This is a genomic window from Pantoea eucrina (genome assembly GCF_001691555.1).
In the GTDB taxonomy this organism is placed as follows: domain Bacteria; phylum Pseudomonadota; class Gammaproteobacteria; order Enterobacterales; family Enterobacteriaceae; genus Pantoea; species Pantoea borealis.
This window is the reverse complement of the sequence record NZ_MAYN01000008.1, coordinates 606,980-628,736: the sequence shown is the minus strand read 5'-3', so window position 1 is coordinate 628,736 and position 21,757 is coordinate 606,980. Positions and strand designations below refer to the sequence as shown.

Here is a 21,757-nt window from a genome sequence, read left to right as displayed (position 1 = left end):
ACATGAGCCGCGCTGTTGTTATCCTGCGCAGTTCAGGCTCTCGCCTGGAGTGCGCAGAGGATCATCCCAATTTGCTGACCACGCTGGAGGCGCATAACCTCTGCGTGGAATTTCAGTGCCGTGAAGGCTACTGCGGCTCCTGTCGTATGCGCCTGGTACGGGGCGAGGTTGATTACGCTGAAACCCCGCTGGCCTTTATTCAGCAGGGTGAAATCCTGCCCTGCTGCTGCAAGGCGCGCGGCGAGATTGAGATTGAGCTGTAACCGCCCCCGTCTGTTTTCTTTCACATCGTTCATGCGACAAGAAAGCTGCTCTGGTCAGAGAGGGCGCTGAACACGCCCGGAACGGCAACACCCGCTCCCTGCGGGCCTCGGCACGCGGCGTCCCTGCCGCGTGACGTCCGGCTTAGTTCAGTGCCCCCTCTTCCCCTGTGCTTCTGTGCGGCTGTAAGAGCCACTCATCTGATAGCTATGCAGAAGTCACAGGGCGCGGAAGCGATGGTGACTTGCAGCAGCCTCCGCGCCATGGATGGCGCGGCGGCAGGCCCCAGGGAGGGGTTTATGCCGGTGCGGCAAGTCACCGTCACTTCCGCAACCAGGCTCCCTTTGCAAGCGATACCGGTTAAACACTAACGTATCCGGTATGCCCCTTCGCAGACACAATCAGTGCTTTACCGTTTCCAGAATGTCGATCCAGCCGTGTCCGGTAGAAACCTCACTGCCGTGCAGCCAGCGACGCAGCATGTTCATTGCCATCATCGCCACCACTTTCTGCCGGGTTTCTTTATTGTGGCGACTATGCGAAAACTTCACCCGCTGTCCCCAGCCCGCTTCGGGCGTCTGCAGCACAATCGCGATTTCTCCCTCAGTCAGCTCACCGATAGAGAGCGCCAGAGCGCTGCCCTGCTCTGCTGCCAGCGCACGTGTCCGATCAACCTGCGCTTCAAGCGTTTCTGCCTGCGGCGACAGGATCTCACCTGCGCTTAGCGGCACGCCTGCAGCGGCCAGCTGCCAGTGCAGAAAGCCCGCGGTAAACTGCTCACTGGTGGCGAGGCGGAACTCACGCTGCTGCAGTTCACGGGCCAGCAGCGCGGGCAGCCCTTCGGTGCCTTCAAAAATCGTACATTCGGCCAGCAGCAGCTTTACCTGCTGCCAGACCTGCTCCATCGCCACGCGCGCGCTGGCAGGTCCGGTAAGCTTGATTTCAATAATTGGCATTGAAGAGCGGTAGCCCATCACTACCCCCTCCGGCAGCGCCAGCGGTTCAAGCTCGGCCGCAATATCGCTCTCTCCGCGACCAAAGGTTGTCAGGCGCAGGCAGAGCGGCGGTTCAGGCAGGGTAAAACGTGCTTTCAGGCGCGGGATAATCTCCTGCTCCACCATCAATTTAAATTCTGACGGCACGCCCGGCGTAAAGAAAATCCAGCAGCGGTTGAGCTGAAGTGCGAAGCCACAGGCTGTGCCCGCCGGGTTATCGATAAGCGTGGCATTAGCCGGGATCTCGGCCTGTTTGCGGTTGCTGGCGGCCATTACGCGACCGCGACTGGCAAACCAGGCCTCCATTTTTGCCAGCCATTCTGTCTGCAGTACCAGTTCGCAACCGCTGGCGGCCGCAGCAGCCTGCGCGCTCAAATCATCGGACGTCGGACCCAGTCCCCCGTTAACAATCAGGACATCTGCGACCTGGCTGCGGCTCTGTAATGCATCAATCAGCGACGGCAGCGCATCCCCTACGGTCATGCGGCTGGTCATCGGCAGGCCATGCTGAAACAGCACATCCGCCAGCCATGCCGCATTAGTATCCACTATTTGTCCATGCAGCACTTCATCGCCCGTGGCGAGCATCTCAACACGTATCACGTTGCATTCTCCTTGTCCTGGTTACGCTTTACTGTAGAAAGCAGACGAGGTAAACACAATCATCAAGAAGGGAAATCGGGAAAGAGATCGTAAACTGAGAAGAGAGTATGGCAGGCGAAGCCGGGCGCAGCGTGACGCGCGCCCGGCAGCAGTATTAACGACGGGCCAGCAGTAAACCTACAAACAAGCCTGCAGCGGCACCAATACCGACGCCCTGCCACGGTTTTTCATGAACGTAATCATCGGCACGATACGCCGCCTGCTTGGCACGGTAGTAATAGCTGTCCGATGCCTGACTGACGCGGCTCTTCACATCTTCCAGTGCCTGCTCAGCTTTTTGTTTGAGCTCAATATACTTCTGATCGGCCGGATCGCCGGAAGCGCGCAGCACTTCTTCAAGCGTTTCAGTTAACAGCGCCAGATCGTCGTCAACACTTGATTCATAACGGTTATCAAATTGGTCTGAAGATGACATTATGCGGTTCCTCCGTGTTCATAACGTGTCGATTAACTATAGCTATAAATCATAACTTTGCTGGCTGAAATTACGTTTGCACCCACCGGAAAAGCGCGACGGCTTTGTAAAAGTATGCCGGATAACCTCCTGCGGCAGAGAATCTGCTTCGTTTATTTGATTAATCTGATAAATTTTCCGGCGAGTGAATTTTTTGATTGCGCCACTGTCGTAACTCCCTGTAGCCCGACGCTAACCGTCTGGAAACAGACACAATACACCCGAGCAGCTAAGGATTAGAATTCCGGCATGAATCGTAGAAAATTTGTGAAAGCGTCCGTCGCTCTGTCAGCCCTGGGTGGCATGACCGGGCTCTCCTCGCTGTTTGCGCAATCTGCATGGGCCGATGACGGCATTGCCGACGGTAAAGCAGTGCGCTTCGACTTTGATGTATTGAAACAAAAGGCCGCAGCGCTGGCGAAAAAGCCCTGGGGCGGTGCGCCAGGTGCGCTGCCTGACACGCTGGCGACCCTTACGCCGCAGGCGTATAACGAAATTCAGTATGATGCTCAGCACTCGCTGTGGAACAACGTGGCCGATCGCGAGCTGGATGTGCAATTTTTTCACGTCGGCATGGGATTCAAACGACGTATTCGCATGTTCTCCGTGGATGCGGCCAGCCGCGAAGCACGGGAGATCCACTTTCGCCCGGAACTGTTTAACTACCATGATGCGGGCGTCGATACGCAGCAGCTGGCGGGTAAAAACGATCTCGGCTTTGCCGGTTTCCGCGCGTTTAAAAAACCGGAGCTGGCGCGACGCGATATCGTCTCTTTTCTCGGGGCCAGTTACTTCCGCGCCGTGGATGAAACCTATCAGTATGGCCTCTCCGCCCGCGGCGTGGCCGTTAACACGTTCAGCAATGGTCAGGAGGAGTTTCCTGATTTCACCGCATTCTGGTTTGAAACGCCAAAAGCAGATGACACCACTTTTGTCGTGTATGCCCTGCTGGATGGTGCCAGCCTGACCGGCGCCTATAAATTCACCGTCCACTGTGAAGAGAAACGTGTGGTGATGGAAGTGGAAAACCACCTCTTTACCCGTAAAGCGATTCGCCAGCTCGGCATTGCGCCGATGACCAGTATGTTCAGCTGTGGTACCAACGAACGCCGCATGTGCAACACCTATCATCCGCAGATCCATGACTCCGATCGCCTCGCGATGTGGAGCGGCAGCGGTGAATGGATTGCCCGTCCGCTTAACAACCCGCAGCGCCTGCAATTTAACGCCTATAAAGATGAAAATCCGCGCGGCTTTGGTCTGCTGCAGCTGGATCACGACTTCAAAAATTATCAGGATGTGATCGGCTGGTATGACAAGCGCCCGAGCCTGTGGGTCGAGCCGACCGGCAAATGGGGCAAAGGGGCCATTAATCTGATGGAGATCCCCACTACCGGGGAGACGCTGGATAACGTGGTCTGCTTCTGGCAGCCAGAGGAGCCGATTCAGGCGGGCAGCGAGCTGAATTTTGGCTACAAGCTCTACTGGAGCCAGCTGCCGCCGGTACGCAGCGATCTGGCACGCGTGGATGCCACCCGCACCGGCATTGGCGGTTTTCCCGAGGGCTGGGCACCGGGTGAACACTTCCCTGAGACCTGGTGTCGCCGTTTTTCCGTAGACTTTATCGATGGCGACCTGAAAGCCGCTGCTGCCAGAGGCATTGAGCCGGTTATTACCGTTTCATCAGGCACGTTCAAACAGGTAGAGATCCTCTATGTTGAACCGATCAACGGTTATCGCATTCTGTTTGACTGGTACCCGAACAGCGATGCAACCACGCCGGTGGAAATGCGTCTGTTCCTGCGTACCAAAGATGAGACATTGAGCGAAACCTGGCTCTACCAGTATTTTCCGCCGCCGCCTGACCAGCGCAAATACACCGACGACCGGCAGATGACACCGGTCTGATAGCGATAACGGCGAGGCTCCCCTCGCCGTTATATTTTCTGCATGCCGATATGCGGGATGTCATCTTCCAGGTAGACCGCGGTGACCGCCTGAAAACCGAGCCGGCCATAAAACCCCTCAAGGTGCGCCTGCGCCGACAGATAAATCGCCTGTCCTGGCCAGTGGGTTTCACAGCTGCTCAGCACCTGTTCCATTAACCGGTAGCCCAGCCTGAGCCCGCGCGCCTCTTCAGAGACGATCACCCGCCCCACCACGACCGCTTCACCCGGCTGCGCCGGCGTCAGTATGCGCGCGCAGGCCAGCAGCCGGCCCTCAAGAAAACCGAGAATATGGCGATTCTCTGCGGCCAGATCCTGCCCGTCCAGATCCTGATAGGGGCACTGCTGCTCCACAATAAAAACCTGGTTGCGCAGCGCCAGCAGCGTGTAGAGCTGCTGTGCCGTCAGTTCCCGATGGTGGCAATCAAGCCATGCTATTTCCACAGATCACTCCTGTTTTCAAATGGCGATAGGCTGAGACTACCATAACGGCCGGACTGGCACCGTGACGGCATACGGGCAACGAATAACAGATAAAAAAAATCAGGCCCGGAGGCCTGATTTATGTCAGAAAAAAGCATTGTTACATCAGCGGCTGTGCCATCTGTACCAGCCTGATGAGCGGCTGCGGATAGACACCTAGCAGCAGCACAAGAATGGCGGAAATCAGCACGACCACACCGCCCGCGGTAAACGCCCAGTTAGCCGGCGTATCACGCGTGTGCAGCTCTGGCGGGGTAAGATAGAGGCTCACCGTTACGCGCAGATAGTAGTATAGGCCGATGGCACTGCCGGCAACCACGGCAGCGGTCAGCCACCAGAGATGCGCATTCACACCGGATGCGATAACGTAGAACTTACCGATAAAGCCCAGCGTCATCGGAATACCCGCCAGCGACAGCATCATCACCGTCATCACCGCTGACAGCACCGGACGATGCCAGAACAGACCGCGATAGGAATAGAGCGAGTCGGCATCCGGACCGCGATACGGGCTGGACATCAGGCTGACCACGCCAAAGGCGCCCAGGCTGCTGAACAGATAACCCGCCAGGTAAACACCAGCTGTTTCCAGCGACAGCTGATGCGTTTTCACCGCAATCAGCGCGACCAGCAGATAACCCAGATGAGCGATAGAGGAGTAGCCAAGCAGACGCTTAATATTGCTCTGCGAAATCGCCATCAGGTTGCCCACCAGGATAGAGACAAAGGCGATAATCCCCAGCACGGTGCGTACCGCTTCGCTGTCGGTCAGCGGCGCGTACATAAACAGACGCATAATGACACCAAAGATAGCGATCTTGCTGGCGGTGGCCAGGAAGGTCGATACCGGTGCAGGCGCGCCCTGATAAACATCCGGTGTCCAGAGATGAAACGGCACCAGCGACAGCTTAAAGCCGAGGCCGATAATCATCATTCCCAGCCCCACCAGCAGCAGCGGCTGCTGGATCATGCTATCGGTCAGGCTGTTACCCAGCTGAACAAAGCTCAGGCTGCCGGAGTCGGCGTAGACCAGCGCAATACCAAACAGCAGAAACGACGAGGCGGCCGCAGAAAGAATGGTGTATTTCAGCGCCGCTTCCAGCGAACGTTTCTGCCGGAAAGCGTAGCCAATCAGGCCAAACAGCGGCAGGGAGAGCAGTTCAATACCAATAAAGAGCGCGGCCAGATGGTTTGCACTTGCCAGCACAACCCCGCCCAGCGCAGCAATCAGCACCAGCAGGTAAAACTCATCCTTATTATCCGGGAAGCCCGCCAGCCAGGGATAGGCGAAAGTACAGGTCGCCAGACTCGCCAGCATCACCAGCGCGGTATAGAACATGGAGTAGCCGTCAACGCGCAGCAGCGGCGTCACATCCATTGCGCCCGCCTGCCCGACAAACCACAGCGACACCAGCGCAAGGTTCAGGCCAATAACGGTCAGCGTGGCATTAACGAAATGGTTGCGTCGCCACGCAATGGACAGCATCACCACCACCACCGTCAGTCCGACGATCAACAGCGGCAGTAGCGCGATCAATTGTTGAGGAGTTATTGTCATGGCGAATTACGGCCTTGTAGTTGAAATTGAAGCGGTAAACCACTGCTGAATATTACTCATCGCAGCATGGGACGTATCGAGAATCGGCTGCGGGTAGATACCCAGCAGCACCAGCAGCACGACCAGCACGCCGATGGTGGCAAATTCGCGTACTGACATGCCGGGCAGCGGCTCTTTCGATTTCGCTTCACCGTAGTAAGCACGCTGCATCATGATCAGCGAGTAAACCGAAGCGAACACCAGCCCAAAGGTGGCAATCACGATGATCATCGGCACGACCTGGAAGCTGCCGGTCAGGATCATGAATTCGCCCACAAAGTTGCCGGTACCCGGCATGCCGAGATTCGCTACCGCAAAAAAGAGTGACAGACCCGGGATCCATTTGATTCGCGACCAGAGACCGCCCATCTGACGCATGTCACGGGTATGCAGACGCTCATACAGCTGGCCACACAGAATAAAGAGTGCTGCGGCTGACAGACCGTGAGCAATCATCTGGATAACCGCCCCCTGGAAGGCCAGCTGGCTGCCGGTATAAATCGCGATCAGCACAAAGCCCATGTGCGAAATCGAGGTGTAGGCAATCAGACGCTTAATATCCGTCTGAGAGAATGCCATCCAGGCGCCATAGAAGATGCCGATAATGCCGAGCCACATCGCAATTGGCGCAAACTCAGCTGAAGCATTCGGGAACAGCGGCAGGCTAAAGCGCAGCAGACCATAAGCTGCGGTTTTCAGCAGAATACCGGCCAGATCGACAGAACCGGCAGTCGGTGCCTGGCTGTGTGCATCAGGCAGCCAGCCGTGCAGCGGCACCACCGGCATTTTCACCGCAAAGGCGATGAAGAAGCCCAGCATCAGCAGCCACTCAACGTTGCGTGACATCGGGGTTTTCAGCAGTTCTTCATAGCTGAAGGTCCAGACACCGGTCGCATTGTAGTGCACAAACACCAGCGCCAGAATCGCAATCAGCATCACCAGACCAGACGCCTGAGTGTAAATAAAGAACTTGGTGGCTGCTGTGATACGGGTTTTACCGTCCGACGCTTTATGTCCCCAGAGCGCGATGAGGAAGTACATCGGCACCAGCATCATCTCCCAGAAGAAGAAGAACAGGAACATGTCGATGGCAAGGAATACGCCGATAACGCCGCCCAGGATCCACATCAGATTGAGGTGGAAAAAGCCCTGATACTTCTCAATTTCGTTCCATGAGCAGAGTACCGCCATCAGGCCCAGCAGACCGGTCAGTACCACCATCAGCAGGGACAAACCATCAATGGCCAGATGGAAGCGGATACCAAAGCGTGGGATCCACGCCACGTTAAAGCTTGATTGCCACTGCGGCAGGCCGCTGGCCTGCGTCAGCGAATAGCCGCCCTGCAGCCATAGCTGCAGACCAAGAGCCAGCGTGAGCCCCATGGTGATCAGGGCGATCCAGCGCGGTACTTTTGCGCCAAGCCGTTCAGCCAGCCAGCAGAGCAGGCCCCCGACGAAAGGTATTATTATTAGCCAAGGTAATAGCACGGCATACTTCCCTTTTTTTAACCTGCTTTCGAGCTATCTTGCTTGCCCGATTCGTTTCCGGCAGTGCCCGCAATCCTCACGTACATCAGTACGCTCCGGTTGCTGCGCGCTGGCGATAACGAAACGGGCTGCGCCGATTACGCTTCGTCATTCAGGCAATTTTCACATTCGCTATCAGGAAAAAAAGAGTTTTTGTCATCTTCTCTTCCAAGCCCATCAATCTTTACATCACCAGCATCAGGGCAAGCACCACGACGGCACCCACGCTCATGGAGGCAACATACCAGCGCAGATAACCATTCTCGCTGACCACCAGACCTTTATTACCAATACGCGACAGCAGCGCAGGCAGGTTCATCAGGGAGTTCAGCGGATCGCGCTGCAGCAGCCATGCGATACCGAGATACGGTTTAACAAAGACTTTGTCATACAGCCAGTCAAAGCCCCAGGCGGCAAACCACCAGGTGCCGAAGAAGCGGCCCGGTGCGCTGTTGGCCACGCGGGTCACCAGCTGACGCTTGCCAAGCCACAGTGCAGCAGCAATCAGAATCCCGCTGACAGCCACTAAGCCTGATGCGATCTCCAGCGCCATTTTGCCGTTTTCGCCAAATTCATTTTCCGGCAGGACGCCTGCCAGCGGAGGCGTAATCAGCGCGCCAATGAAGGTGGAGAGGATCAGCAGCACAATCAGCGGCAGATGATGGGTAATGCCTTTACCGGCATGCGCGTGGATCTTCTCCTCGCCATGGAACACGATAAAGATCATGCGGAAGGTGTAGATAGAGGTCAGGAATGCCCCGACCAGACCGGCAACCATCAGATTAATGTGTCCGTTGGCCAGCGCACCAAACAGGATCTCATCTTTACTGTAGAAGCCTGCGGTAATAAGCGGCAGCGCGGCCAGCGCGGCACCGCCTACCAGGAAGCAGGCATAAACCAGCGGAATGCTTTTGCGCAGGCCACCCATTTTAAAGATGTTCTGCTCATGATGGCACGCCAGAATAACGGAGCCAGACGAGAGGAACAGCAGCGCTTTAAAGAAAGCGTGCGTCATCAGATGGAAAATCGCCGCATCCCACGCCTGTACGCCCAGCGCCAGGAACATGTAGCCAATCTGACTCATGGTGGAGTAAGCCAGCACGCGCTTGATATCGGTCTGTACCAGTGCAGCAAAACCTGCCAGGACCAGCGTGATAGCGCCGACAATTCCCACCAGATGCAGAACGTCAGGCGTCAGCAGGAACAGACCATGCGTACGGGCGATTAAATAGACACCCGCCGTGACCATGGTTGCCGCATGGATCAGTGCCGAAACCGGCGTCGGGCCCGCCATCGCATCCGCCAGCCAGGTTTGCAGCGGCAGCTGTGCAGATTTACCTACTGCGCCGCCCAGCAGCATCAGGGTGGCCCACTGCAGCATACTGTTATCTGCAGCAAAGTGTGCCGGTGCCAGCGCCATCAGCTCACGGAAGTTCAGCGTGCCGAGTTCGTTGTAGAGAATAAACAGCGCAAAGGCCAGAAACACATCGCCCACACGGGTGATGATAAACGCTTTCATGGCCGCTTTGCCGTTATCCGGATTGCTGTAGTAGAAGCCGATCAGCAGATAGGAGCAAAGCCCTACCCCTTCCCAGCCCAGATACATCAGCATCAGGTTATCAGCCAGGACCAGTACGACCATGCTGGCGATAAACAGGTTGGTATAGGCGAAGAAGCGGGAATAGCCCTCTTCACCACGCATATACCAGGAGGCAAACATATGAATAAAGAAGCCGACGCCCGTGACCACAGAAAGCATCGTCAGTGACAGGCCATCCAGCACCAGATTCACTTTAATATCAAAGTTGCCAACCTGCATCCAGGTCCACAGCGCCTGAGTAAACGGCTGCTGTCCCTGACCAAAAAACTCAATACCCGCATAGAGCGTGGTCAGGGCCGAAAGGCCGACCGACCCCATTCCGACAGCAGCTGACAGGTTCTCTGACCAGCGGCCCCGGGAAAACGCTAACAGCAAAAAGCCGATTAGCGGAAACAGTACAGTTAAATAGAGAAGATTCATCCGCGCATCTCGCTCACTGTGTCAATGTTCAGCGTCTGACGACGACGATAGAGCTGCAGCAACAGGGCAAGGCCAATACTCGCTTCCGCTGCTGCAAGGCTGATTGCCAGGATATACATCACCTGACCATCTGCCTGCCCCCAATAGCTGCCCGCCACCACCAGCGCCAGCGCTGCGGCGTTGATCATGATCTCCAGACCAATCAGCATAAACAGCAGGTTACGGCGCAGCACCAGTGAGGTCAGGCCGAGAACAAAGAGCACCGCAGCCAGAATCAGGCCATGTTGTAATGGGATCATGCCTGTCCCTCCTTATTGGATGCTGCATCCGTTACGCGATGGCTCATCACTTCAGCGTGACGATCGTCACGGCCGATGTGGAAGGCAACCACCAGGCCTGCCAGCAGCAGCATTGAAGCCAGTTCTACCGCCAGAACATACGGGCCAAACAGGCTGATACCGACTGCTTTTGCATCGATAACCGTGCCATCAATGCCCTGATCGGTGGCAGTGAGGATAGCGTAAACCATCACCACCAGCAGCAGCGCGGAGACAATGCCGGGTCCAACCCAGAGTGACGGCTTAAGCCACTCCCGCTCCTGCTCCTGCTGACTCTTGCCGAGATTGAGCATCATCACCACAAACACAAACAGCACCATAATGGCACCGGCATAAACGATAATTTCCAGCGCACCCGCAAAGTAGGCACCCATGGCAAAAAACGCGCCGGCAATCGACAGCAGTGAGACAATCAGGTACAGCAGCGCGTGTACCGGGTTCGTATGCGTGATAACGCGTAGCGTCGTCAGCACCGCCACCAGTCCGCAAAGATAAAACGCAAATTCCATACCTGGCTCCTTAAGGTAATAAGCCTTTGACGTCGATCGGTTTGGCTTCGTTTTCCGCGTCGCCCTTCTCTTTTCCGTCGATCGCCATACCCGCCATACGATAGAAATTGTACTCCGGGTATTTGCCGGGGCCCGAGATCAGCAGATCCTGCTTCTCATACACCAGGTCCTGACGCTTAAACTCACCCAGTTCAAAATCCGGGGTCAGCTGAATCGCGGTGGTCGGACAGGCTTCTTCACACAGGCCGCAAAAAATGCAGCGTGAAAAGTTGATGCGGAAGAATTCCGGATACCAGCGGCCATCCTGCGTCTCTGCTTTCTGCAGCGAAATACAGCCTACCGGGCAGGCAACTGCACACAGGTTGCAGGCCACACAGCGCTCTTCGCCGTCAGGATCGCGCGTCAGAACAATACGGCCGCGATAGCGTGGCGGCAGATAGACCGGCTCTTCCGGGTACATCTGCGTTTCACGTTTGGCGAAGGCGTGCATGCCAATCATCCAGATACTGCGCACTGTCGTGCCGAAGCCAACGACAATATCTTTTAATGTCATCTCAATACCCCTTACTGCGCGTTGTACAGAATCACTGCGGCGGTCGCCAGCAGGTTCAACAGCGTCAACGGCAGACAAACTTTCCAGCCGAACGACAGCACCTGGTCATAGCGTGGACGCGGCAGCGCAGCACGGATCAGGATAAACATCACCATAAAGAACGCCGTTTTCAGGGCGAACCAGATGAATGGCGGCAGGAAGGGTCCGTGCCAGCCACCAAAGAACAGCGTGACGATCAGCGCGGAAACCGTGGTAATGGCGACATATTCACCCACAAAGAACAGACCGAACTTCATACCGGCATATTCAATGTGATAACCGTCAGCCAGCTCCTGTTCCGCTTCCGGCTGGTCAAACGGATGACGGTGGCACACCGCTACGCCTGCAATACAGAAGGTTAAAAAGCCAAAGAACTGCGGAATGATGTTCCACAGGTGCGTCTGGTTTTCGACAATCGCATTCAGGTTAAACGAGCCCGCCTGCGCCACTACGCCCATCAGCGACAGGCCAAGGAACACTTCATAGCTCAGCGTCTGCGCAGAGGCACGCATCGCACCCAGCAGTGAGTATTTGTTGTTGCTCGACCAGCCGGCAAACAGCACGGCGTAGACGGCCAGGCCTGCCATCATCAGGAAGAACAGCAGACCGATGTTCAGATCTGTGACCATCCAGGTGGGTGAAACCGGCACAATTGCAAAGGCCAGCAGCAGCGATACAAAGGCGATAACCGGTGCCAGCGTAAAGATAAAACGGTCGGTAAACGGCGGTACCCAGTCCTCTTTAAAGAACATTTTGATCATATCCGCCGCCAGCTGAAGTGAACCACCCCAGCCGACACGGTTAGGTCCGTAGCGGTTCTGCCATAAGCCGAGCAAACGGCGCTCGGCAAAACTCATGAAAGCACCGCAGGCTACTACGACCAGCAGGATCACAATCGCTTTAACGACCTGCAGAATGATGTCGATAACGTCCGATGTCAGCCAGCTCATTGCGCAGCCTCCTGCAGTTGGTCAATTTGTGCATGCGCAAGGAACGGCGGCACACCCGGCATGCCCAGCGGCAGCCCAATCTGTCCCGGCTGCAGGAAGGCAGAGAAGCGTACCGGCAGGCGCAGCGTTTCACCGGCACACACCAGCTCTGCGGCAGCGCCATGATTGACGCCAAGCTTCTCTGCGTCCGCTGGATTAATGACCAGCTCAGCAGGCACCATGCGCTTCTGGAACGTCGGGGAACGCTGCGTCATTTCCTCACTGCCGAACAGACGGTAGTAAGGCGCAACGCGGAAGTGGCTGCCGCTGGCAAACCGTTCCGGCACGTTACTGAACCACGGCAGTGAACCTTCACCTGCTTCAAACAGGCGCACACCCGGATCGCCATTCCGCAGTTTGCCGCCAACTTCATCCTGGAATTTGTTCCACGCCTGCGGTGAGTTCCAGCCTGGCGCCCAGGCGAATGGGATCTGCGAACGCGGTGCCTCAGGCTGGTTGTTCCCTTCCATAGAGAAGGCGAACATGGTGTCTTTATCCTGCGGCTGACGCGGCTCATGTACGCTGATATTGGCGCGGGCGGCGGTACGGCCACTGGCGCGATGCGGTGAACGAGCCAGTTTCTGACCACGAATGCGGAAGCTGGCATCCGGTGCCGCATCTTTAATCCCTTTCAGCTGCGGCAGCGCAGCGATGGTCGCATCAATGACGTGATCGAGCTGCGTCCAGTCAATATGACGACTCTCCAGCGTGCTGTGCAGCGAGTGCAGCCAGCGCCAGCTTTCCAGCATCACAATGCTGTTGTCATAGTAAGCGGGATCGTAAACCTGGAAGAAGCGCTGTGCACGGCCTTCATGATTGATTGACGTGCCGTCGCTTTCAGCAAAGCTGGCCGCTGAGAGCACCAGACCCGCTTTCTCCAGCGTGGCGGTCCGCTGATGATCAACCACAATGACACTTGATGCAGTCTGCAGCGCAGCGTCAACGCGGGCTTTAGGCGCGTGACGATAGAGATCGTTCTCCAGCACTACCAGCGCATCCGCTTCGCCGTTTGTCAGCTGGTCCAGCGCCGCATCCAGCGAGTGACCGCCTATCAGGCCAAGCCCCATGCTGTTAGCTGCGCCAGCCAGCAGGGTGATCCCTACATCGGCACCGCGGGCTTTCAGCGCTTTCGCTACGTTGGCAGCCGCCTCAATCATTGCAGTACTGCCAGAGTGGGTGCCGGAGATAATCAGCGGCTTTTTCGCCCCTGCCAGCGCCTGCACCACCACATCAATTTTGCTGCTGAGTGATTTATCGATATCACTCACCGCGGGCGCGCGCTCATCCAGCGCGCTGGCGATGGCAAAACCAAGACGCGCCTGATCTTCTACCGGTGCGCGATAGCTCCACGCCGCAATGTCATCCAGACGGGTTTCATCGACGTTAGTGACAAACAGTGGATGTTTAGCATGCTGACCGATGTTCAGGATGGCGGCGATCTGCCAGTCTGCGACTTTCTGCGCCGCTGCCATCTCACGCGCTTTGCCTTTTACGGCCTGGCGGACTGACAGTGCGACGCGTGCACCCACCTGCGTCAGATCTTCGCCCAGCACCAGCACGGCATCATAGCTCTCCATTTCGCGCAGCGAAGGAGTATAGATACCGCTGTTCTGCAGCACGTTCAGCATCAGTTCTACGCGCGACTGCTCTCCTGCCGGCATACCGGTTGAGAAGTTGCCGGCACCCACCAGTTCGCGCAGGGCGAAGTTGCTTTCGATGCTGGCGCGGGGTGAGCCGATGCCGATAACGCGTTTCGCCTGACGCAGCACGTCAGCCGCAGCGTTAACTGCCTGCTCTGCATTCAGCGTGATGCTATCGCTGCCGCGCAGCTGATGCGGATGACGCGGGCGATCTTTGCGGTTGACATAGCCATAGCCAAAACGACCGCGATCGCAGAGGAAGTAGTGGTTTACCGTGCCGTTATAACGGTTTTCAATACGACGCAGTTCACCATAGCGCTCACCGGGACTGGTGTTACAGCCCACGCTGCACTGCTGGCAAATGCTGGGCGCAAACTGCATATCCCACTTACGGTTATAACGCTCAGAGTGCGTTTTATCGGTGAACACGCCGGTCGGGCAGATCTCAACCAGGTTACCGGAGAATTCGCTCTCCAGTGTGCCATCTTCCGGGCGACCAAAGTAGACGTTATCGTGCGCGCCATACACGCCCAGATCTTTACCGTCAGCGTAATCTTTGTAATAGCGTACGCAACGATAGCAGGCGATGCAGCGGTTCATCTCATGGGAGATAAACGGACCGAGATCCTGATTCTGGTGAGTGCGCTTGGTAAAGCGATAACGACGGAAGCTGTGGCCTGTCATCACCGTCATATCCTGCAGATGACAGTTACCCCCCTCCTCGCAGACCGGACAGTCGTGCGGATGGTTCGTCATCAGCCACTCTACGACGCTTTCACGAAACTCTTTCGCTTCGCCGTCATCAATAGAGATAAAGGTGCCATCCGATGCCGGTGTCATGCAGGACATAACAAGGCGGCCGCGGGTATCTTCGGCATTCTGGAATTGCTTTACCGCACACTGGCGGCAGGCGCCTACGCTGCCGAGCGCCGGATGCCAGCAAAAATAGGGAATATCAAGGCCCAGAGAGAGACACGCCTGCAGCAGGTTGTCCGCTCCGTTCACATCATATTCTTTACCGTCTACATGGATTGTAGCCATAGTGAACATGCTTCCGTAAGGCTCGTCCGGGGACGAGCGTTAAACATCAAATTCTGTTATCCCGCTTTTCAGCCGGACGGGCGTCTGGCGCCTTCCGTCTATGGTGGCCTGCTTACCAGCGCGCTTTCAGCAGGTTAGGCTGGATCCCGCCAATGGAGCGGGTATTGCCAAACACCTGCGGCGCAATGCCGGCTTCAAACTCTTCACGGAAATATTTAATTGCGCTCTGCAGTGGCTCAACTGCACCTGGCGCATGCGCGCAGAACGTTTTACCCGGACCCAGCTGGCGGCAAAGCTGCAGCAGCGTTTCGATATCACCCGGTTGTCCCTGCTTCTGCTCCAGCGCACGCAGGATCTTCACGCTCCACGGCAGACCGTCACGGCACGGCGTACACCAGCCGCACGACTCTCGAGCAAAAAACTCTTCCAGGTTACGCACCAGCGACACCATATTGATCTCGTGGTCCACCGCCATCGCCAGCGCCGTACCCAGACGGCTGCCTGCTTTACCAATGCTGGCAAACTCCATCGGCAGGTCGAGATGCTGGTCGGTCAGAAAATCGGTTCCGGCGCCACCTGGCTGCCATGCCTTGAACTTCAGACCATCGCGCATACCGCCGGCGTAATCTTCCAGAATTTCGCGGGCGGTAATACCAAACGGCAGTTCCCAGACGCCCGGGTTCTTAACGCGGCCGGAGAAGCCCATCATTTTCGTGCCGGCGTCTTCGCTCTTGGACAGCCCTTTGTACCACTCCACGCCGTTCAGGAAGATGGCTGGCACGTTGGAGAGCGTCTCAACGTTGTTAACGCAGGTTGGTTTGCCCCATACACCGGCGCTGGCCGGGAACGGTGGTTTGGAACGCGGGTTAGCGCGACGCCCTTCCAGCGAGTTGATCAGCGCCGTCTCTTCACCACAGATATAGCGACCCGCGCCAGTGTGAACAAATAGCTCGAAGTCAAAACCGGTGCCGAGGATATTTTTACCGAGATAGCCCGCTTCGGTGGCTTCTGCAATGGCGCGACGCAGATTCTCTGCGGCTTCAACATATTCGCCGCGCAGGAAGATGTAGCCACGGTAGGCTTTTAGCGCAAAAGCACTAATCAGCATGCCTTCAACCAGCTGATGCGGCAGCTGCTCCATCAGCAGGCGGTCTTTATAGGTGCCCGGCTCCATCTCATCCGCGTTACACAGCAGGTAGCGGATATTCATGGACTCATCTTTTGGCATCAGGCTCCACTTCAGACCCGTGCTGAAGCCTGCACCGCCGCGCCCTTTCAGACCAGAATCTTTCACCGCCGTAACGATCTCATCCTGGCTCATGCCGTTCAGCGCTTTTTCAGCACCTGCATAGCCATTTTTACTGCGGTACTCTTTCAGCCATACCGGCTGTTTGTCGTCACGCAGACGCCAGGTCAGCGGATGGGTTTCCGCAGCACGAATAATGGGTTTCATCATTGATACTGCTCCAGTAGCGAGACGATACCTTCCGGCGTCAGATGAACGTGCGTGTCGTCATTCACCATCATGGTCGGCCCCTTATCGCAGTTGCCGAGGCAGCAGGTAGGCAGCAGCGTAAAGCGCCCATCTGCCGTTGTCTGGCCGGGTTTAATATTGAGATTCTGCTCCAGCGCTGCCTGAATACCCTGATAACCGGTAATGTGGCACACCACGCTGTCGCAGTAGCGGATCACATGACGGCCAACCGGCGTACGGTAAATCTGGCTGTAGAACGTTGCCACGCCTTCGACATCGCTGGCCGGAATACCCAGCACATTAGCAATGGCGTGAATAGCCCCATCCGGCACCCAGCCCCGCGCTTTTTGCACGATCTTCAGCGCTTCAATTGAGGCTGCGCGCGCATCCTCGTAGTGATGTTTTTCATGCTCAATAGCGTGGTGCTCGGCCTCGCTCAGCACAAAGACCTCATTCGGGTCGATGGTTTGAATGGCAATTTTTTGATCGTGCATAATTAGCGGTCCACGTCTGACATAACAAAATCGATACTACCGAGGTAGACGATAAGATCGGATACCAGGCTGCCACGGATCACTGACGGGATCTGCTGCAGGTGCGGGAAGCTTGGCGTGCGCACGCGGGTGCGATAACTCATGGTGCTGCCGTCACTGGTCAGGTAGTAACTGTTGATCCCTTTTGTCGCCTCAATCATCTGGAACGATTCATTGGCGGGCATTACCGGTCCCCAGGAAACCTGCAGGAAGTGGGTGATCAATGTTTCAATGTGCTGCAGCGTACGCTCTTTCGGCGGCGGCGTGGTCAGCGGGTGATCCGCTTTGAACGGCCCTTCCGGCATGTTGTTCAGACACTGCTCCAGAATACGCAGCGACTGCCACATCTCTTCCATCTTCAGCTGCACGCGGGTGTAAGCGTCGCTGATACCTGCGCCAACCGGGATTTCAAAGTCGAAGTTTTCGTAGCCTGAATAAGGACGCCATTTACGTACGTCAAAGTCGAGGCCGGTTGCGCGCAGACCAGCACCGGTTGTGCCCCACGCCAGCGCCTCATCCATATTGTAGGCGGCTACGCCCTGCGAACGCCCCATCAATACGGTATTGCGCAGTGCCGCTTTGTCATACTCTTTCAGGCGTTTTGGCATCCAGTCGAGGAATTCACGCAGCAGGCGCTCCCACCCTTTTGGCAGATCGTGCGCCACACCACCGATGCGGAACCAGGCGGGGTGCATACGGAAACCGGTAATCGCTTCCACGACGTCATAAATTTTCTGACGATCGGTAAAGGCAAAGAACACCGGCGTCATTGCGCCAACGTCCTGAATAAACGTGGAGATGTAAAGCAGATGGCTGTTGATACGGAACAGCTCAGAGAGCATAACGCGAATCACGTTAACGCGGTCTGGTACCGTGATCCCGGCCAGCTTTTCTACGGCGAGCACGTAAGGCATTTCATTAACACAGCCGCCCAGATACTCAATACGATCGGTATAAGGGATATAGCTATGCCAGGACTGACGCTCGCCCATCTTCTCCGCACCGCGGTGGTGATAGCCGACGTCTGGCACGCAGTCGACAATCTCTTCACCATCAAGCTGCAGGATAATGCGGAACGCACCGTGCGCAGAGGGGTGGTTAGGGCCAAGGTTAAGGAACATAAAGTCCTCATTGGCCGTGCTGCGCTTCATACCCCACTCTTCGGGCTTAAACGTCAGCGACTCCATTTCGAGATCTTCTTTCTGCTTTGTCAGCGTGAAAGGATCGAACTCGGTCGCGCGTGCCGGATAGTCTTTGCGCAGCGGGTGCCCTTCCCAGGTCTGCGGCATCATAATGCGCGTCAGATGAGGGTGCCCCTGGAACGTAATGCCAAACATCTCCCAGGTTTCGCGCTCATACCAGTTGGCGTTGGCGAAAATAGTGGTGATGGTTGGCACATTCAGATCGTTTTCAGATAACGCCACCTTGAGCATGATGTCGCGGTTGCGTTCAATAGAAAGCAGATGATAGAAAACGGAAAAATCCGCAGCAGGCAGGCCTGCGCGGTGGGTACGTAAACGCTCATCAAAGCCATGCAGGTCATACAGCATGACATAGGGCTTAGGCAACTTGCGCAGAAACGCAACGATTTCCAGCAGCTGTTCGCGTTTTACCCATACCACCGGGATGCCGGTACGGGTTGCCTGAACTGTAAAGGCGTCCGGCCCAAAGCGATTACGCAACTCGCCGATCACCGGGTCATCCAGGTGCTCCCGGGTTTGCCATGATGGCTGCGCGAGATCTTGCGTGGTCAAATCTGTCATACGTTACTCACCATTCCGGCCTGTTATCAGGCACTCAAAAGAAGGCGTCAGGATGGCGGCACACACTACGTTGTCATTTTCTGCGGCGGCCGTTACTCCATCCGTGTACGGGATACTTACACTTCGTCCGGGGTTCTCAGGTTAGTGACGGCAATTCGCTCACCACGTTTCCTTTCACGCTCAGACTGCATGTTGGCGCGATATACACCCTGGTCGCCGACGACCCAGGAGAGGGGACGACGCTCTTTGCCGATCGACTCACGCAGCAGCAGCAGCGCCTGCATATAGGCTTCCGGACGCGGCGGACAGCCAGGAATGTAAACATCCACCGGCAGGAATTTATCTACGCCCTGCACAACAGAATAGATGTCATACATACCGCCTGAGTTAGCGCAGGCACCCATTGAGATCACCCATTTAGGTTCCAGCATCTGATCGTATAAGCGCTGGATAACAGGGGCCATTTTGGTGAAAGGCGTACCGGCAATAACCATAAAGTCAGCCTGGCGCGGCGAGGCACGCATAACTTCAGCGCCAAAGCGTGCCACGTCATGCACTGCAGTAAATGACGTTGTCATTTCTACGTAGCAGCAGGAGAGGCCAAAGTTGTAGGGCCAGAGAGAGTTTTTACGTCCCCAGTTCACCATGTCGTGCAGGGCGTGTTCCAGCTTGCCCATATAAACGCTGCGGTGAACATGCTGTTCCAGAGGATCGGTAACAATCTCCTGTTTCTGCAGAGGATAACGATCGCCATCCCCGCCGTTCGGGTCTACGCGTGTCAGCGTGTAGTCCATCTTATTGCCTCGCTTTTACTGCTTATGAGGGTTGGTGTGACTGTGGCTGACCGGGCTTGATTTGACCACTACGCGACGACGCGCAGGAGCCCAATCCAGCGCGCCGATGCGAACCAGATAAACCAGGCCTGCCAGGAGCACCAAAATGAAAATTGCGGCTTCGACAAAGCCGACCCAGCCGCTTTCGCGAATGGATGTCGACCAGGCGTATAAATAGAGGGCTTCCACGTCGAAAATAACGAAAAACATGGCAACCAGATAGAATTTTGCAGAGAGGCGGATATGGGTATCGCCAACAGACTCAATACCGGACTCAAACGGAGTGTTCTTGTAACGCGCTTTAGCACGTCCACCAAGCAGCCAGCCGCCGGTTAACATAAAGGCACAAAGGCCAAATGCGATCACAATAAATACAATAAACGCCCAGTGATGAGCGATGACTTCGGTGGTTGTTGACATACGCTTTGCTTACTCATCAAAAGTGGCGATGGCATCCTGCACGGTTGCAGCAAACACACCACATCGATTCAAGGGAAGGATAAAAACCTTATAAACGTTGCCGTCTTTCATGATTAGGCAGCAATTTTATGGGGGTTTTTACTCCTTTCTATAACCTTTTGTCAACTTTGACAAAAGTATCCAAACATTATTTTACACCCGCATCATATTATTAACATATACCCTCATCAGCGCCAGCTAAATCGCTTCAGTTTGTGCGGTTAATTTCAGTGTAGCGGGGTTTTGCATGCATGGATCGTGCGTTTAACACTCACATTTTGACAGGTCTTACGCAGATTTCCCTCTCCCTGACAGGGTTATTTTTTTGATCCAGAGCACACTTCTGCGCTTTTTGCTGTAAAAAGCAGCGCATACGTCGCATTCTCCCGTAGCAAAGAAGGCATTTTTTGATAAAAAATTTCCAAAATAGTTGAAGTTGAAACAACTGATTGCTTTTCGGAAAGCCTGATAATTATCGGCCACAAAAACGCGGGCTTATGTCAGGTTAATGGATAAAAAAAAGCCTTAGTCGCTGTGATGCCGACTAAGGCTTTTTTATAGCGCGTTTATACCGCGCGTAAGAGGTGCATTACTGCTGTCAGTCGTACTTACTCTTCATCATCCAGCAGCAGTGAGCTATCCGGATTTGCGCTGAGATTGTAAGGATCGTTAGTCGATTGCATGGCATTAAAAATGGCCAGTGCCAGCTCATTGTCGCTGTCAGCATTACGACACAGCAGATATTGCGTATCAGGCAACACAGGTAAACCCTCTGCTGCCCCCATCACGCGCAGTTCAGGGCTCATCATTTCAACCGGACGAGCCGTCACGCCCAGACCTGCTTTAACGGCCGCGCGCACTGCTGCCAGTGTTGAAGCCACATAAGAGATACGCCATGGAATGCCGGCTTCATTCAGATGATCTATAGCCATATCGCGATACGGGCTTGGTTCATCCAGCAATACCAGAGGAATCGCTTCGCCGCGCTGGAAAATATAATCAGCGGCACAGTACCAGAGCGTTGGAGAAGTACGCAGCACCTGATGCGTAAAGTTACCCGGGCTGGACGTTGTCACAACCAGATCAACTTCGCCCTGGTTCAGCATTTCCATCATAAACGGGTTACGTTTGACGCGTACATCAATAGCGAGCTTTGGATAGACTGACGTTACCCGGTTCAGCAGGAAAGGCAGAATGGTATCTGATGTGTCATCAGAGGCACCGATAGTCAATACACCCTGAATATTGCTGTACATCAGTGAGGTGCAGGCTTCATCGTTAAAACGCAGAATTTTCCTGGCATAGCCAAGTAGCTGAATACCGTGCTCCGTCAGAAGTTTGTTACGTCCATGTCGGGCAAACAGCTCTTTACCGACCAGTTGCTCCAGACGTTGCATCTGCTGGCTTACCGCTGACTGGGTTCTGCACACAGCTGCCGCCGCCGCCGCAAACGTATTCAGGTCAGCAACAGCAACAAATGTACGCAGCAGATCGAGGTCGAGATTCAGTATCGGACGATTTGCATTAGTCATGATTTTTTTCTTCACTTTATAAGATTTTTAGAACTACTACCCTGGTGTATTGCCACAAAATCAAAGAGATAAGTGACAATGGTACTTACTGACAACCTCCATAAGAGA

Annotated in this window: 19 protein-coding genes; 2 read left to right on the top strand and 17 right to left on the bottom strand. The window is 55.5% G+C overall.

Annotation, left to right across the window (positions count from 1 at the left end):
• Positions 1-2 precede the first annotated feature (2 nt).
• Entirely contained in the window at positions 3-263 is a 261-nt protein-coding gene (gene yfaE / locus BBA90_RS09100) for a class I ribonucleotide reductase maintenance protein YfaE (RefSeq protein ID WP_065648843.1), read from the top strand.
• Positions 264-662: 399 nt separating this feature from the next.
• Here the strand turns inward: yfaE and BBA90_RS09095 are convergent, their stop codons facing one another.
• The gene (locus tag BBA90_RS09095; RefSeq protein ID WP_065648842.1) at positions 663-1,859 is read right to left on the bottom strand and encodes a nicotinamide mononucleotide deamidase-related protein YfaY; all 1,197 of its coding nucleotides are present in this window, start codon (positions 1,857-1,859) and stop codon (positions 663-665) included.
• A gap of 154 nt (positions 1,860-2,013) precedes the next feature.
• Entirely contained in the window at positions 2,014-2,334 is a 321-nt protein-coding gene (gene elaB, locus BBA90_RS09090; protein ID WP_065648841.1) for a stress response protein ElaB, read from the bottom strand.
• A 288-nt stretch (positions 2,335-2,622) separates the two neighbouring features.
• On the opposite strand from elaB, the gene BBA90_RS09085 reads away from it, so the two are divergent.
• Positions 2,623-4,281, top strand: a complete 1,659-nt coding sequence (locus BBA90_RS09085) for a glucan biosynthesis protein D (protein WP_065648840.1) — start codon at positions 2,623-2,625, stop codon at positions 4,279-4,281.
• 29 nt (positions 4,282-4,310) lie between these two features.
• On the opposite strand, the gene BBA90_RS09080 is transcribed toward BBA90_RS09085, so the two are convergent.
• From BBA90_RS09080 to lrhA, 15 genes are all read right to left on the bottom strand, one after another.
• A complete protein-coding gene (locus BBA90_RS09080; protein WP_065648839.1) occupies positions 4,311-4,763 on the bottom strand; it encodes a GNAT family N-acetyltransferase in 453 nt (150 codons plus the stop codon).
• 139 nt (positions 4,764-4,902) lie between these two features.
• Positions 4,903-6,360, bottom strand: a complete 1,458-nt coding sequence (nuoN, locus tag BBA90_RS09075) for an NADH-quinone oxidoreductase subunit NuoN (protein WP_039385550.1) — start codon at positions 6,358-6,360, stop codon at positions 4,903-4,905.
• 6 nt (positions 6,361-6,366) lie between these two features.
• Complete coding sequence (gene nuoM, locus BBA90_RS09070; protein ID WP_065648838.1) at positions 6,367-7,887, bottom strand: NADH-quinone oxidoreductase subunit M; 1,521 nt, start codon at positions 7,885-7,887, stop codon at positions 6,367-6,369.
• Between the two features lie 223 nt (positions 7,888-8,110).
• On the bottom strand, positions 8,111-9,946 hold the full coding sequence (gene nuoL, locus BBA90_RS09065) for an NADH-quinone oxidoreductase subunit L (RefSeq protein WP_065648837.1): 1,836 nt from the start codon (positions 9,944-9,946) through the stop codon (positions 8,111-8,113).
• The gene (gene nuoK / locus BBA90_RS09060) at positions 9,943-10,245 is read right to left on the bottom strand and encodes an NADH-quinone oxidoreductase subunit NuoK (protein WP_013509877.1); all 303 of its coding nucleotides are present in this window, start codon (positions 10,243-10,245) and stop codon (positions 9,943-9,945) included. The genes nuoL and nuoK overlap by 4 nt, the downstream gene beginning before the upstream one ends.
• Complete coding sequence (gene nuoJ / locus BBA90_RS09055; RefSeq protein ID WP_065648836.1) at positions 10,242-10,793, bottom strand: NADH-quinone oxidoreductase subunit J; 552 nt, start codon at positions 10,791-10,793, stop codon at positions 10,242-10,244. The genes nuoK and nuoJ overlap by 4 nt, the downstream gene beginning before the upstream one ends.
• 10 nt (positions 10,794-10,803) lie before the next feature.
• Positions 10,804-11,346, bottom strand: coding sequence for an NADH-quinone oxidoreductase subunit NuoI (gene nuoI / locus BBA90_RS09050; protein ID WP_039385566.1), 543 nt, complete (start codon positions 11,344-11,346; stop codon positions 10,804-10,806).
• Between the two features lie 11 nt (positions 11,347-11,357).
• Positions 11,358-12,335, bottom strand: a complete 978-nt coding sequence (gene nuoH, locus BBA90_RS09045) for an NADH-quinone oxidoreductase subunit NuoH (protein WP_065648835.1) — start codon at positions 12,333-12,335, stop codon at positions 11,358-11,360.
• Positions 12,332-15,055, bottom strand: a complete 2,724-nt coding sequence (gene nuoG, locus BBA90_RS09040; protein WP_065648834.1) for an NADH-quinone oxidoreductase subunit NuoG — start codon at positions 15,053-15,055, stop codon at positions 12,332-12,334. The genes nuoH and nuoG overlap by 4 nt, the downstream gene beginning before the upstream one ends.
• Positions 15,056-15,167: 112 nt before the next feature.
• Entirely contained in the window at positions 15,168-16,508 is a 1,341-nt protein-coding gene (gene nuoF, locus BBA90_RS09035) for an NADH-quinone oxidoreductase subunit NuoF (protein ID WP_065650439.1), read from the bottom strand.
• Positions 16,508-17,023 (bottom strand): NADH-quinone oxidoreductase subunit NuoE, encoded by a 516-nt coding sequence (gene nuoE, locus BBA90_RS09030; RefSeq protein ID WP_065648833.1) that lies wholly within the window; start codon positions 17,021-17,023, stop codon positions 16,508-16,510. The genes nuoF and nuoE overlap by 1 nt, the downstream gene beginning before the upstream one ends.
• Before the next feature lie 2 nt (positions 17,024-17,025).
• On the bottom strand, positions 17,026-18,825 hold the full coding sequence (gene nuoC, locus BBA90_RS09025) for an NADH-quinone oxidoreductase subunit C/D (protein ID WP_065648832.1): 1,800 nt from the start codon (positions 18,823-18,825) through the stop codon (positions 17,026-17,028).
• 116 nt (positions 18,826-18,941) lie between these two features.
• Positions 18,942-19,619: a NuoB/complex I 20 kDa subunit family protein gene (locus BBA90_RS09020; protein ID WP_039379030.1), complete on the bottom strand. Its 678-nt coding sequence runs from the start codon at positions 19,617-19,619 to the stop codon at positions 18,942-18,944.
• 15 nt (positions 19,620-19,634) lie between these two features.
• Positions 19,635-20,078, bottom strand: coding sequence for an NADH-quinone oxidoreductase subunit A (locus BBA90_RS09015; protein ID WP_039379033.1), 444 nt, complete (start codon positions 20,076-20,078; stop codon positions 19,635-19,637).
• A gap of 647 nt (positions 20,079-20,725) precedes the next feature.
• Positions 20,726-21,649 carry a transcriptional regulator LrhA gene (gene lrhA, locus BBA90_RS09010; RefSeq protein ID WP_039379035.1) on the bottom strand — a complete coding sequence of 308 codons (924 nt, stop codon included), beginning with the start codon at positions 21,647-21,649 and terminating at the stop codon, positions 20,726-20,728.
• Between the last annotated feature and the right edge of the window lie 108 nt (positions 21,650-21,757).